Origin of the sequence: Photorhabdus stackebrandtii (assembly GCF_011189495.1) — a bacterium.
In the GTDB taxonomy this organism is placed as follows: Bacteria; Pseudomonadota; Gammaproteobacteria; order Enterobacterales; family Enterobacteriaceae; genus Photorhabdus; species Photorhabdus khanii.
Window position 1 is genome coordinate 50,754 of record NZ_PUJV01000011.1, and the last position, 13,407, is coordinate 64,160.

Here is a 13,407-nt window from a genome sequence, read left to right on the forward strand (position 1 = left end):
TTATGTCGACAAAGCGTATATTATCACCTAAAATGTACACCAATGACGCACTGAGACATGATATTTATTGAGACCCATATTTTCACTGAAGATTGTAAAGAGTTGTTAAGTGACGATGAATATCGCGAGTTTCAGCAATGTCTCGCAGACAACCCTATTGCTGGTGATGTTATCCAACACACTGGTGGCTTACGTAAAGTCAGGTGGGCATCTAGGGGTAAAGGCAAGCGTGGCGGTGTGCGCATTATCTATTACTATAAAGTAGATGTCTCACATATCAGGCTATTGTTGATTTACAAAAAAGGTATCAAGGACGACTTGAGTGAATCAGAAAATAAAGTCCTGAGAGCGCTAAATGAGGGGTGGTAACAATGGATAGTAAATTATTTTCCAGGCTAACTGAAAGCATGACGCAGATGAACGAAATTATTAATGGCGAACGTGCTGCCTCTCGTGAAACTCACGTTGAAGCAGTAAAAGTAAAGAATATTCGTCAGGCAACCGGTTTAAGTCAGACCGGTTTTGCTAAGTTAATTTCTGTTAATGTTGGAACCCTGCGGAACTGGGAGCAGGGAAGGCGTGAACCAACCGGGCCAGCAAAAGCTTTGTTGAAAGCAATAGAGAAAGACCCGGTTCATGTTTTAAAGGCGTTATCTATGTAAGTAAAACGCATAAAAATTCCTAAGCCTCGTTTCTGCGAGGCTTTTCTTTTACTTAAAACCTTCTTATGCCGCTTAATTGCGGTTTTTTATTGCCTAAAAATCAGGTGGTGATATGCCATTTATCAAAAACGCCATTTCCTCCTTTTTGGGTAAAGATCAAGAGTGGAAATGGTCAGAACATTTACACCCGGCATCATTTCGGGGTGTACCCTTTGCCGTGGTTTCAGGTGAAAGCGTTTTCGGCAGACGCCAGGCTGTGCATGAATATCCTTATCGTGATACGGCATGGATTGAAGACCTTGGGCGCAGCAGTCGAAAAATTACCCTTCGTGGTTTCATTATTCAAGACAGTAAAGTTTATTCCGCGCCGGATGTGATCACTCAACGTAATAATTTGGTGGCAGCATGCGAAGAAGGGGTAAGCGGTACTCTGATTCACCCCACGCTTGGCGAGTTAACTGTCAGCGTCACAGAGTCGGGCTTACGAGTAAATGAAAGTGCGGATAATGGCCGGGTGTTTGAGTTCACTTTGACTGTGATTGAGTCTGGCCTGAAAGTCTTTGCCATTACTAACAGTACTGCGGCAGACAGTAAAGTGAATGCCAATTGGCTCAGAACGGCCACAACGACAGCAGCAAAATTCATTTCAATGGTAAAAGGTGAGATCCGCACAGTCACCCAGGCCGTTAAAACCATCAGGCAGACCATTAATTTTTGGACAAACATGGTGCAGTCGTCAATTGATGAGGTGACAAATCTCAGTGATATGTTGAATTCCACGTTCGGTAGCAAACGTTACGGCCGTTACAGCCGAGGCAAGATCGGCGTTCTGTCTCCGGGGCAACCGGCGTTGTACTGCGAAACAATGACAGTGAAAACTATAAAAATGTGGTTAATGAAAAAATGGCCGGGGCTGTGATGGGGCGAGAGGCAATATCAAAAGCCCTTTCGCAACTCAACAATGCTAATTCGATTGAAGGGCTGGCTGGTGGAGTGCAGTTAGTTATCAATGTGATCATTAGCGCAACGGGCAGTACAGCAGAGAAAGTCCGGGTATTTGAAAATCTTGCCAGCTTTAAAAATACGCAATATCAGCAGAGCAGTGTAGACCGGAACGCAGCAGAAGCTACGACATTATTACTCGTTGTTCTGTCTGCTGGAGCGATGGCAAAAACAGCAAGTGAACTTATTCCGGCCAATCGTGATGAGGCGGCAACCATTCAGCGACGTGTTTGTGAGTCTCTTGATAACGCGATCATTAAAGCGGGTGATTTGGCGGCTGATGATGTTTTCCAATCATTAGTTCAGTTACGTTATGAGTTTGTCGAAAGTTTCTCACTGAAAGATACAAAAGGGCGATTAACCCAGTTTAACTTACCCTCTGTATTGCCTGTACTGAATATTGCTAATCGCATTTATCAAGATGCCGAGCGCAGTGATGAGCTTGTACAAGCGGTATCTCCCATTCACCCGGCATTTATGCCCGTTAAGTTTAAGGCGCTGAAACAGTGAAAAATGATGAGTTGTCATTAGTGATCGAGTGGCCGAACAACGTTATCAGTCAGGCTACTCCGCTACAGATTGCTCAGAAACTGGCCCAATGGTACGACATTCAAGTGACCTCTGATGTTGATGATATGCCAACTGTCCCTCAGTTCACACTGAACTGGGGTGAATCCTCGCAAGAAGTCATTGATCGCGTTACCCGGTTTGCTGCTCTTCTTTACTACGACTTGCCCGATGGGAACTTAATCATGACGCGAGTAGGCACAGAACTGGCAGAGAGTGGGGTGGAGCAAGGGAAGAAAGTCGAAACATCAGATTACAATAGTTCAATGAATGAACGGTTTTCTGAGTATACCGGCCTGTCTTTTGCTATTAGCGGACTCAATGAGACAAGTCATGATAGCGGTTATGATGTCGTCACGTTAGCAACAGCGAGTGATCCCGAAGCGAAAAAGATGCGTTATCGGAACTATGTCACCATCATAGAAAGCACACTCATATCAGCAAAGCGATCGCAAGAGTCAATAGACTGGGAAATGAACCGCCGCTACGGACGCTCAAAAGTACTGAAAGTCACAATTGATAGCTGGCGAGATAGCAGCGGTAAGTTGTGGCAACCCAACACATTAATTCCTATTCGCATGCCAATTTTTGGTCTGGAAAATGAGCAATGGCTGTTATCAGAAGTGACATATACATGTAACGGCGATAACGGTACACAAGCGCAATTAGTCTTAATGCCGCCAGCGGCTTTTGCCGTACAACCATACGAATTTTACGCAATTTTGAGAGAGACTATCAGATGATGAATGATGCAATCAGAAAGTTATCTCGACGGGTTGAGATGATGCTGGGGCTTGGAAAAATCAAGACTTCACATGATAGCGGAAACATTCAAGTTGTTCAGTATCAGACGCCGATTGAAGTCCGGGATAATACGGCAAGGATGGCTGAGTTTGGTTTCTCTTCTGCACTTCCAGCCGGGACAGATGTTGTTATCGGCTATCTCGGCGGGGATCGTTCAAGCGCAGTAGTGATTGCAAGCAACAATAAGAAATATCGGCATAGGAATTTAAATCCCGGCGAAGTGGTGCTTTATAACCAGTGGGGCTTACACATCTTACTGACTGAGTCAGGGATCACAATTGAAGCTAAAGGCCAGCCGGTTACTGTGAATAATGCAACTCAGGTAACTATTAATGCAAGTGAGAGTGTGCTCTGCAATACGCCAATTTTAAAAGTCACAGGCGATATTATTGACAACTGCAACAGTAATGCTTCAACAATGAAACAGTTACGTGAATCGTATAATCGGCATACGCATAAAGTATCCGGCGTGGAATCAGGCAGTTCAACAGTAACGAGTCAGCAAACCGGGGAGCCAGTGAAATGAGTGATATTACTTCGTACTGGGATGTGAATAAAATTCATGCTGACTGGTTATCTGGGAACGGGGATTTGGTCACAGGCAACGACTTGCAAACCGCAATAATAATCAGCTTATTCACAGACAGACAAGCCCGGCCTGACGATGAGATTGACGGGGTTGATAGAAAGGGTTGGTGGGGTGATATCGGCTCGGATTACCAAATTGGTTCTCGATTGTGGTTGATACGCAGACAAAAACTGACTACCGCAGTAGCACTGAAAACCGAAGATTATGCGCGAGAAGCTCTTCAATGGATGCTAGATGATGGTGATGCTTTGGACGGTGAAGGTTGGCCGTTTACCTGGCGAATTAATGCGCCTGAAACTACCATCTTTTACGCTGTGGCCGGTGGGAGTTATTGCGGAGATCCATTGCGCTCTTGGGGTAATAAACGGCTTGAATGTCAATTTAACCGCCTTTGCCCGTCACACACAATTCTGCAATTCGGTTACAGCAACTAATAACCCTTTATTTATTATTTTCAAATCACCTTATGAGTGAGGTTTTGTTATGCAAAAAATCGGTGATATTACAAATACCGCAGATAAAAACGGTGAATTTACAGACGGTAATGTGGCCGCAGGTATTGCACCGACAAAATTAATGGGCGACTGGTTTAATACCGTTCAGCGTGAATTAATTAATGCAGTTCAAGGAGCGGGGATTAAGTTAGACAGTAAAAATGACAGTCAGCTTTTTGCTGCTATCAAAAAATTAATCTCTTGGGGTCTAATTCCCCGCCGCTTGCGGCGTAAGCTAACATAATGAGCGAATACCTTCACAAAAGTCATAATGTCACCATCTTGATGTATCACCTAGTGTTACCAGGTAAGTACCGCAAGGTGGTTTTTGACTTACAGGTTGATGAAGAACTAAAAGATATTTGCCTTGAAATTGAGCAAAGGTATCAGTTGAAATTTTTGGAAATAGGTACAGACAAAGACCATGTGCATTTCTTGATCCAATCGGTGCCAACATATAGTGTGACAAAGATTGTAACGCTGATAAAAAGCCTGACAGCAAGAGAAATATTCAAACGTTGTCCTCAAGTGAAAAAGAAACTATGGGGCGGAGAATTTTGGACAGATGGATATTTTGCCCGCACAGTTGGTAAACATGGAAACGAACAGATGATTGGCAAATATGTTAAAAATCAAGGCAAAGAATATAACAAATTACACTCGGACTATCAGTTCACACTGTTTTAAGATACCCCGCTGCTTGCGGCGGGGTTCTTCATTAAAAAATTTAGAAAAAAGATAAACGGAAATAAATGTGTATATAGCCGACATCTTATTGTTGTATAAGTTATTTTTTCCTCGTTCCAATGATTAAAAAGCTTGCATAGAAATCCACTTTCAATGTCTACCAAGTTTTACCTGGGTTTACATTTTTATTGCTAAGAAGGATGGTGTCTCCTTGGTTCCTTGGTTCCTTGGCTCCTTGGCTTTGACCCTTTTTTATCGGTAAATTATAATTCATTGATTTTAAATAGTGTTTTATCTCTTCTGTAAAAAAGGGTTTTTTGACTTTTTATAACTATACTTTTTAATAGTCAATAGGTTAAAGTTAATCTGTAACAGTGCACTGCCGTACAGGCAGCTTAGAAACCAAAGCATCACCATCATCTAGCATCCATTGAGTGCACTGCCGTACAGGCAGCTTAGAAATGCGGCTATGCTTCAAAAGTATTATTTGTCACGTGCACTGCCGTACAGGCAGCTTAGAAATCTTTGTCACACTATATGTTGGCACCGATTGGGTGCACTGCCGTACAGGCAGCTTAGAAATTTACCAGCAGAAAAATTATTACCGGGCACTTGTGCACTGCCGTACAGGCAGCTTAGAAAATACTGAATAATCCAAATATGAATAATCCTCTGTGCACTGCCGTACAGGCAGCTTAGAAAAAGTTCGTGAGCCAACAGCACCACTTGCAGTTGTGCACTGCCGTACAGGCAGCTTAGAAAAATGACATCAAGCACATCAACATTTGACATGTGTGCACTGCCGTACAGGCAGCTTAGAAAACTCGGTATTATTCCTGATTCATGAAAGACACTATGTAATGTTTTGGTAAGGAATTGTAAATTTTTTTAATTTACATTCCCGATATTTTACTTGTGTAAAATTTATGCATAATATTTTCTATAAGTAAAATTAATTATTTGGGCGATTCTTGACTATGGATAACAACTTTTCTCCGAGTGATCTCAAAACGATTTTGCATTCCAAGCGATCGAATATTTATTACCTGCAATATTGTCGAGTATTAGTGAATGGTGGTCGTGTTGAATATGTCACTGATGAGGGAAAACAATCACTGTATTGGAATATTCCAATTGCCAATACCACCGTTATTATGTTGGGAACGGGGACTTCTATTACTCAAGCTGCAATGCGTGAATTCGCCAGAGCGGGTGTTTTAGTTGGTTTTTGTGGTGGTGGAGGAACGCCGCTGTTCGCAGCTAATGATGTTGAGGTTGATGTGTCCTGGCTTACGCCACAAAGTGAATATCGTCCTACTGAGTATTTGCAAGATTGGGTGAGTTTCTGGTTTGATGATGCGAAACGATTAGCAGCAGCGATTGCTTTTCAGAAAGTTCGCATTGCACAAATCCGTGAACATTGGCTGAGTAGTCGAATGCTTCGGGACAGCTCTTTTATGCTTAATCGTGAACGTTTATTGTCATTACTCACCCGTTATGAGCAGAACCTTGAAAATTGCCGCAATAATCAGGATTTAATGGTGCAAGAAGCTGTGATGACTAAGGCATTATACAAGCTGGCAGCGGAGGCAGTGAGTTATGGCGATTTTATCCGGGCAAAACGAGGTGGTGGTGTAGATTTAGCAAACCGTTTTCTCGATCATGGTAATTATCTGGCTTACGGATTAGCGGCTGTTGCAACTTGGGTGATTGGTTTACCGCATGGTTTGGCTGTGTTGCATGGAAAAACCCGTCGTGGGGGGTTGGTTTTCGATGTTGCTGATCTGATTAAAGATGCGTTGGTATTGCCACAAGCATTTATCGCTGCAATGGCTGGAGAAGATGAACAGGAGTTTCGTCAACGTTGCATTAGTGGATTTCAAAAATCTGATGCATTGGACACCATGATTGATGCACTGCAAACAACTGCTCAACAACTGAGTCAGGTGGCACAATGAATATTCTTTTAGTATCCCAATGCAATAAACGAGCGTTAACTGAAACCCGTCGAATATTGGATCAATTTGCTGAACGAAAAGGTGATCGAACCTGGCAGACGGCCATTACATTGGAAGGTTTAAACACCTTGCGTAAGTTATTGCGTAAAACAGCACGCCGTAATACCGCAGTTGCCTGTCATTGGATAAAGAGCGGAAACCAAACTGAATTGTTATGGATAGTCGGGAATTTACGACGCTTTAGCCCGCGAGGAATTGTACCTACCAATACGACACAACGTGATGTGCTGAAAAGTCAGGATGAAAATCATTGGCACAGTGTTGAGGCCATCAGTTTATTGGCCGCTATCGCCGGATTATTTCATGATTTTGGTAAAGCTAATGCGTTGTTCCAGCAAGGTTTACAGGGCGATGGGCGGTTTCAACCGTATCGGCATGAATGGGTATCTTTGCGGCTGTTTCAGGCATTTGTCGCGGAACAAGATGATAAGGCGTGGCTGACTTCGTTAAGTCAGATTGATTCTGGTGATGAGGATAAAGTTCTTTCCTATTTGGTTAAAGTTAAAGACGGTATTGTTCCCAAATATGTAAACCCTTTTATTAACTTACCGCCATTAGCAACCACTGTCGCCTGGCTGATCCTCTCGCATCATCGTCTTCCCGTTTATCCTCGTTATAATGAGCGATACACCAGTGAACCACAGTTAGAAAGTATTAAGAGTTGGCTGACCAAACAGCTAGAGTCCTCATGGAACTCAGTCAACATGACGGCTAAAAATTGGAGTAATCAGGATAAACGTGATGTCTGGACATTCCTAAATGGTACACCTATCCGTAGTCAGACTTGGCGCCAGAAAGCACAGAAATTTGCGAACAGAGCGCTGCAATCAACATCATTATTGCAATATGGCGATTTGAACCAGCGTTTCACCAGTCATATGTCCCGATTAGTCTTAATGCTGGCCGATCATCATTATTCATCATTACCTGCAACCCTTGGTTGGCAAGATATTAACTATGGCGCATTTGCCAATACCGATAGAACCACCGGAAAGTGTAAACAACGGTTAGATGAACATAATATTGGTGTTGGGCAGAATGCTTTGCTATTGGGGCGAAGCTTGCCACATCTTCGTAAAACGCTACCCGCGATTACCCGTCATAAAGGATTTAAACAACGCAGCAAAGATGAAAAATACCGCTGGCAGGATCAGGCGTTCGATGCCGCATATGCTTTGCGCGAACGTTCAGCAGAACAGGGCTTTTTTGGTGTTAACATGGCTTCCACGGGTTGCGGTAAAACCTTTGCCAATGCACGGATTATGTATGGGCTAGCTGATGAAAAACAGGGATGCCGTTTTTCTGTCGCTTTAGGGCTACGGACGTTAACGCTGCAAACCGGTGATGCGTTACGTAAAAAACTGCATCTGGAAGAAGATGACTTGGCGGTACTTATTGGTTCGCAGGCAGTAAAAGAGTTACATCAGCTTCGTCATAAAGGGCTTGAGCCTGATACCGGCAGTGTATCTGCTGAAGCACTATTTGCTGAACATCAGTATGTCAGTTATGACGGTAGCTTGGATGATGGTCGCCTAAGCCACTGGCTGAGTAAAGACAATAAACTGAATAAACTACTCAGTGCCCCTGTGCTGGTGGCGACCATCGATCATTTAATTCCGGCTACTGAAGGCATTCGTGGCGGGAAGCAAATTGCACCTATGTTGAGATTACTCACTTCTGATCTGGTGTTGGATGAACCGGATGATTTTGATATTAACGATTTACCGGCTTTATGCCGATTGGTGAACTGGGCAGGCTTGTTGGGCTCGCGGGTCTTGCTTTCATCAGCCACATTGCCGCCGGCGTTAATTCAGGCATTGTTCAATGCTTATCGGGCTGGACGTCAGGATTACCAGTTAGCATGTGGTCAGCCAGGTGCCCCAGTTAATATCTGTTGTGCCTGGTTTGATGAATATAATGTGGCGCAACTGGATGTTACCAATGCGCAACAGTTTAAAGATCAGCATGATGCTTTTGTCGTTAAGCGCGTTGGCTGTTTAGAAAAAAAGGTGCCATTACGTAAAGCTGAATTAGTGCCGATAACGGCTGAAAAGCATAAAGACGAGGTTGTGATCCAAGCCATGGCAAAGGTGATGCATCGCTCCATGTTGAGACTACGTAAGGAACACCATCAAATCCACCCATCGGGCAAAACCGTTTCTATCGGTTTGATTCGCATGGCAAACATCGATCCACTCGTTGCCGTAACACAGCGGTTATTGCAGATACCGTCTTCTAAAAATGTACATATCCATTACTGTGTCTATCACAGTCAGCATCCACTGGCGATACGTTCCCATCTTGAACATCGGTTGGATTCCACATTAGCGCGTTACGATGAAAAGGCGTTGTGGCAGGTGGCAGAAATCCGTAAGGCATTGGAGGAGATGCCGGAAAAGCATCATATTTTTGTGGTATTGGCGACTTCTGTAGCAGAGGTTGGTAGAGACCATGATTACGACTGGAGCATTGCTGAACCGAGTTCAATGCGCTCGCTGATACAACTTGCCGGACGTATTCAACGCCATCGGCAAAAAGAGCCAAAGATACCCAATCTGCATATTCTGGCGAAAAACTATAAGGCACTTAAAGCGACTAATTTAGAACATCCAGTTTATTGTCGTCCAGGATTTGAGTCGAAAGATTACCTCCTTGCCAGTCATGATTTAAGCGAGTTATTAGAACATGACCAATATGAGCTAATCAGTGCATTACCAAGAATAAAGAAACGCGATAATGCTGGAGAGTGTTCACCTTTTAAAAATTTGGTTGATCTTGAGCATCGACGTTTGTGGGAAGAGCTTCAAGGTGATCCTAATGATGATTATCGTTATTGTGCTGCTTTCTGGTGGCGTGAACAGGCTTCATGGTGTGCAGAATTACAGTGTCATAAGCCGTTTCGTCAGTCTGAACCCGATGAGTTGCATTATCTATGGCTTGAAGAAGAGGGTGAAAAAGCGAAGTTTATGGCGTTGGACAGCGGCCCGGTAGGAATGAAAGCAAATGGAGCTTTTGATTATGTATCGGAATTATCGTTTACGCCGGGTGTGAGTAGCTGGATTGAACTTGATACTGAGACGATTTATCAGCATTTGGCTGATACTTATCAGGTAGAGTTAAAAGATGTTAGTTTACGTTTTGGTGAGATTCGTCTTAGGAAAAAAGACGATGGAGAAGCATGGTGTTATCATCCATTTTTAGGGGTGTTTAGCGAAATTGGCTGAACAATATGCGGTGTTTTTAAAATCTGGTAAATAAGGATAAGTGTATCATGAAAAAAACAGGTAAAACCTGTGATTAAGGTTTTTTTAAAACGAGTTTTAAATCGATTAACCAGGTGGCGAAGTTAACCCAATAGCAAAAATATGAGATTATATTAAAACATTTAATGGGTTAATCGCATAGTGAAAAAGATAGCGTTTAGCCGTATTAAAAACGATTAAAGCAATGGGCTTTGATTTTAATCCTATGGGTATATCTTTTACCCTCTCTGGTTTTAAGCCTAAAAATCAAATACCGTGAAAAGAGAAAACCTGAATATTATTTTAATGAGAATAGTAAAGTTTAAATACGAGGCAGGAAACCGAAAAACGATTAGATTTAAAAAACTGTTCAATAGAAACCCTTCGTTTTTGGCGATTGTAAGCACCTTTTTATCGGTGATTAACTTAGATATCCGTTAAATAAGAGTAAAGAAATAGATCCCCATGAATACCAGATTTTTTAAAAAAACGACGTGACTGAAAACAGCTTATTTTCTGTCACGTTTAATTCATTTATCGGCGATGTTATCCTTCATTTATTTATACCTTCTTGATCATTTAAAATCGGGAATATAAAGGAATTAACGATTTTATATAAAAGGCGGATTTGACTTAAGAAAGGGATTTTTCAGATAGATAGTCAATTGCGTTTAATCTAATTCCATTAAACATTAAAAGAGAGTTGAAAAAAATCGGCACGAAGAAAATATTATCTAAACAGGTTCATATTAAAATTTTTTCTCGCCGTTGTTTTACGAAACAAGCCATAAAAATAATCTAATAAAAGATAGTAAAACGGTTAATTTGGCAGGATTTGAACCCTGAAAAAACATAAAGGAGTCTCTTTATATCATCAGGCCATTTACTGGCTGATTTATGAAGAGAAAATAGGGGGTGATGATTTGTTAAAACCGCTCATGACTGTCAGTAAAACAGCGTCAGTAAAGATAAAATCGGGTATGATTAACGAGGGTTAAAACGTAAAACACTATGCCCCATGATGATTAAACTTAATAAAAAGTAGGGATTAAAAGTGGTAAAATCAAAGGTTAAAACCTTATACCGATTAAAACCAGAGGTTAAGAAAATGAATTTTAATAATAATTTAAAACTTGCTTATTATAAAACCATCAGCGAAAAAATGAGAAACAAAAATTGGTTTTATTGATGCTCATATTCCCTGGAGAGAAGGATAAATAAAAATATGAGTAGTTTGATCAAACAATCTATTTTCCCAAAGGAATCGGATTTAATAACATTTTCAACTGGCAATAAACTTTTTCGTAAACCAGTTAAATAATCGGTTATAAGAAAGTTTTCAAATGAATGAGTTAACAGAATACAATACTTTAAATACGCCAGATTAAATTTGCTTTTACGCTATTATTAATCAGTCTGGTCTACGAAATGTGGTTTGATATTAAAATCAATTCATATCGTTACTTTTCAAATCGTTTTTGCGATCTATTAACGTTTAAACACCCATTCAACCCTCTTTTTAAATGGATTTATCAGCAACCCGACAATCAAATTGTATACTTTTTGATGGGTAATGGGTGGTGATTGTCGTTCGATTAGACTGTGCTAAATGAATCGAACGATATTAGCGAGTCTACAAACAAGGATATACTTTTTGCCAATGAAGCCAAAACTTAATTTGGTGATATGCTGTTAAGTACGATACAACGTAGTTATCCAGCAACGGAGAAATATCAAATGATCGCTAAAATTGACACTGAAATTCGTAGGGTAACTCCAGCCGGACATAATATATCTTCTGAATTAGGTTTTACTGAACAAGAGGCTCAACAACTTCATGTAACCTCTTTACGAGAAATAGAAAACACACTGCAAATCAAATAACGGTTAATGAATGAAACAAACTAAAGTCGCAACGGTGTTACACATTTCTCGACCAAAAGTATCTGATGTTGTGAATAAAAAGGTAAGTAAATTCACCATTGAGCATTGGTTAATATGTTAAACTGTATAGGGAAACCTGTTCAGATTACGGTGGGTTAAGACCCACACATAAGGTCATTAGAGCAGGGCAAGAGCATGAATGTTCATTTCTTGCCCAATGCCTGAAAACCTGCAATTAAAACTTTATCCAAATACTCACTGCTCATATTGGTCATGTTTGCTTTGCGTCGCATGCTGGCTTTTACACTGGTTTCTGTACGTAGCATATTAAGCGAGAAGTGCCGCATACCCGCTAATATCTCGGCAGCATTGCCGCGACGAATGGCACACGCATCTTCATTCATTGATACGTCAAGCACCCAATGGACGCGATTTTCAATACCCCAATGACCTCGTACCGCCTCCCTAAAACGGTCTGATTCAAGTTCGGCAGAGCTGATATAATAATGATAATCCAGTGATTCTTTTTTTCTCGCTTTATCAAGGCGATATCGTATTGCCACACCCATGCTTTTTAAGCCTTTCCCTTCCGGAAATTGCGAGGCAAGTTCTCCCGCCGGTAATACATGATATTCACGTAATTCAATTCGCTCATACCCTTGTTCTATATACAGACATTTTCTGATTTTCTGACGGCAGTGACTTGCGCTGACAGTGTTTGTTTAACCGCGCGATATAACACTTCCTGACTATTTTTTACGGCCAGCAGATAATCACCGCCCTGGGCGATAATTTTTTTAGCCATTTTAGTCTGGCATCCCATCGCATCAAGGGTGACCAAACAACTTTTGATGTCCAGTAAATCAAGTAACTTCGGGATCGCAGTGATTTCATTAGATTTTTTTTCAGTTTTTAACTGACCCATGACAACGCCATTGGTTGTAGCAAATGCGCTCACCCTATGGATAGCCGATAATCGTTTATGCCAATGCCCGGTTCCCCGTAATGTCTTACCATCAATCGCGATGATTTCCCCCTCGGTACGCTCGCTTACCGCCTGAGTCCAGCGAATAAAGCAGTGTTGAAATTGGACGGGGTCAAGGCGGGAAATGATGCGCGCAATTGTCTCATGTGCAGGTAAGCCGGTTTGAAAAAATCCCTTTTCCTGAAGCCAGTTGATGCGCATATTCCCAAAGTCTTCGATATCTTCCCAACCTTCAGCGCCCGTCAAGACGGCACACATTGTCAGAAAAAGCACATCAAACAGGGGATAACTGATTTTGGCAGACTGGCGAGGATCTTTGATTTCACCGAAATGCTGAGAAAAAGCATCGAGTTCCATTAGGGTACTCCCGAAAAAAGGAGTATAAGATCACAACTGAATTCGTGGGTCAAATGGATTAATATTGATTAAATAACGTTCGTGATCTCACCCTGGGCGTCAATACACAGACTCAG

The 13,407-nt window shown here is 41.7% G+C and carries 10 protein-coding genes, 3 pseudogenes and 1 CRISPR repeat array; of the genes and pseudogenes, 12 read left to right on the forward strand and 1 reads right to left on the reverse strand.

Annotated features, from left to right (window positions below; genetic code table 11):
- The first annotated feature begins 57 nt into the window (after positions 1–57).
- The 12 genes and pseudogenes from C5470_RS11405 (at position 58) to C5470_RS11455 (ending at position 12,108) form a co-directional block, all read left to right on the forward strand.
- Complete coding sequence (locus tag C5470_RS11405) at positions 58–369, forward strand: type II toxin-antitoxin system RelE/ParE family toxin (protein WP_166288981.1); 312 nt, start codon at positions 58–60, stop codon at positions 367–369.
- Between the two features lie 2 nt (positions 370–371).
- Entirely contained in the window at positions 372–662 is a 291-nt protein-coding gene (gene nadS, locus C5470_RS11410; RefSeq protein WP_036777552.1) for a NadS family protein, read from the forward strand.
- 112 nt (positions 663–774) lie between these two features.
- On the forward strand, positions 775–1,581 hold the full coding sequence (locus tag C5470_RS22815) for a DNA circularization N-terminal domain-containing protein (RefSeq protein ID WP_242687944.1): 807 nt from the start codon (positions 775–777) through the stop codon (positions 1,579–1,581).
- Entirely contained in the window at positions 1,581–2,174 is a 594-nt protein-coding gene (locus C5470_RS22820; RefSeq protein WP_242687946.1) for a hypothetical protein, read from the forward strand. Before C5470_RS22815 ends, C5470_RS22820 begins: the two co-directional genes overlap by 1 nt.
- A complete protein-coding gene (locus tag C5470_RS11420; protein ID WP_166288985.1) occupies positions 2,171–2,974 on the forward strand; it encodes a phage baseplate assembly protein in 804 nt (267 codons plus the stop codon). Before C5470_RS22820 ends, C5470_RS11420 begins: the two co-directional genes overlap by 4 nt.
- Entirely contained in the window at positions 2,974–3,561 is a 588-nt protein-coding gene (locus tag C5470_RS11425) for a phage baseplate assembly protein domain-containing protein (protein WP_166289154.1), read from the forward strand. The genes C5470_RS11420 and C5470_RS11425 overlap by 1 nt, the downstream gene beginning before the upstream one ends.
- Positions 3,558–4,058: a phage GP46 family protein gene (locus tag C5470_RS11430; protein ID WP_166288987.1), complete on the forward strand. Its 501-nt coding sequence runs from the start codon at positions 3,558–3,560 to the stop codon at positions 4,056–4,058. The genes C5470_RS11425 and C5470_RS11430 overlap by 4 nt, the downstream gene beginning before the upstream one ends.
- A 49-nt stretch (positions 4,059–4,107) precedes the next feature.
- A pseudogene (locus tag C5470_RS11435) lies at positions 4,108–4,314 on the forward strand (hypothetical protein); the annotation flags it as partial.
- 47 nt (positions 4,315–4,361) lie between these two features.
- Positions 4,362–4,805: an IS200/IS605 family transposase gene (gene tnpA, locus C5470_RS11440; protein WP_166288993.1), complete on the forward strand. Its 444-nt coding sequence runs from the start codon at positions 4,362–4,364 to the stop codon at positions 4,803–4,805.
- Positions 4,806–5,178: 373 nt separating this feature from the next.
- Positions 5,179–5,628: a CRISPR direct-repeat array (repeat unit 30 nt; unit sequence TGTGCACTGCCGTACAGGCAGCTTAGAAAA).
- A gap of 154 nt (positions 5,629–5,782) precedes the next feature.
- The gene (cas1f, locus tag C5470_RS11445; RefSeq protein ID WP_036848903.1) at positions 5,783–6,763 is read left to right on the forward strand and encodes a type I-F CRISPR-associated endonuclease Cas1f; all 981 of its coding nucleotides are present in this window, start codon (positions 5,783–5,785) and stop codon (positions 6,761–6,763) included.
- Positions 6,760–10,047, forward strand: a complete 3,288-nt coding sequence (gene cas3f / locus C5470_RS11450) for a type I-F CRISPR-associated helicase Cas3f (protein WP_166288996.1) — start codon at positions 6,760–6,762, stop codon at positions 10,045–10,047. The genes cas1f and cas3f overlap by 4 nt, the downstream gene beginning before the upstream one ends.
- A gap of 1,755 nt (positions 10,048–11,802) precedes the next feature.
- A pseudogene (locus tag C5470_RS11455) lies at positions 11,803–12,108 on the forward strand (helix-turn-helix domain-containing protein).
- Between the two features lie 44 nt (positions 12,109–12,152).
- Here the strand turns inward: C5470_RS11455 and C5470_RS11460 are convergent.
- Positions 12,153–13,291: pseudogene (locus tag C5470_RS11460) on the reverse strand (ISAs1 family transposase).
- Positions 13,292–13,407: the final 116 nt, after the last annotated feature.

Coding starts and splice junctions, on each gene's coding strand:
- tnpA (WP_166288993.1), top strand. CDS start 4,362: ATGAGCGAATACCTTCACAAAAGTCATAATGTCACCATCTTGATGTAT.
- cas3f (WP_166288996.1), top strand. CDS start 6,760: ATGAATATTCTTTTAGTATCCCAATGCAATAAACGAGCGTTAACTGAA.
- C5470_RS22815 (WP_242687944.1), top strand. CDS start 775: ATGCCATTTATCAAAAACGCCATTTCCTCCTTTTTGGGTAAAGATCAA.
- C5470_RS11405 (WP_166288981.1), top strand. CDS start 58: ATGATATTTATTGAGACCCATATTTTCACTGAAGATTGTAAAGAGTTG.
- nadS (WP_036777552.1), top strand. CDS start 372: ATGGATAGTAAATTATTTTCCAGGCTAACTGAAAGCATGACGCAGATG.
- cas1f (WP_036848903.1), top strand. CDS start 5,783: ATGGATAACAACTTTTCTCCGAGTGATCTCAAAACGATTTTGCATTCC.
- C5470_RS11425 (WP_166289154.1), top strand. CDS start 2,974: ATGAATGATGCAATCAGAAAGTTATCTCGACGGGTTGAGATGATGCTG.
- C5470_RS11430 (WP_166288987.1), top strand. CDS start 3,558: ATGAGTGATATTACTTCGTACTGGGATGTGAATAAAATTCATGCTGAC.
- C5470_RS22820 (WP_242687946.1), top strand. CDS start 1,581: ATGGGGCGAGAGGCAATATCAAAAGCCCTTTCGCAACTCAACAATGCT.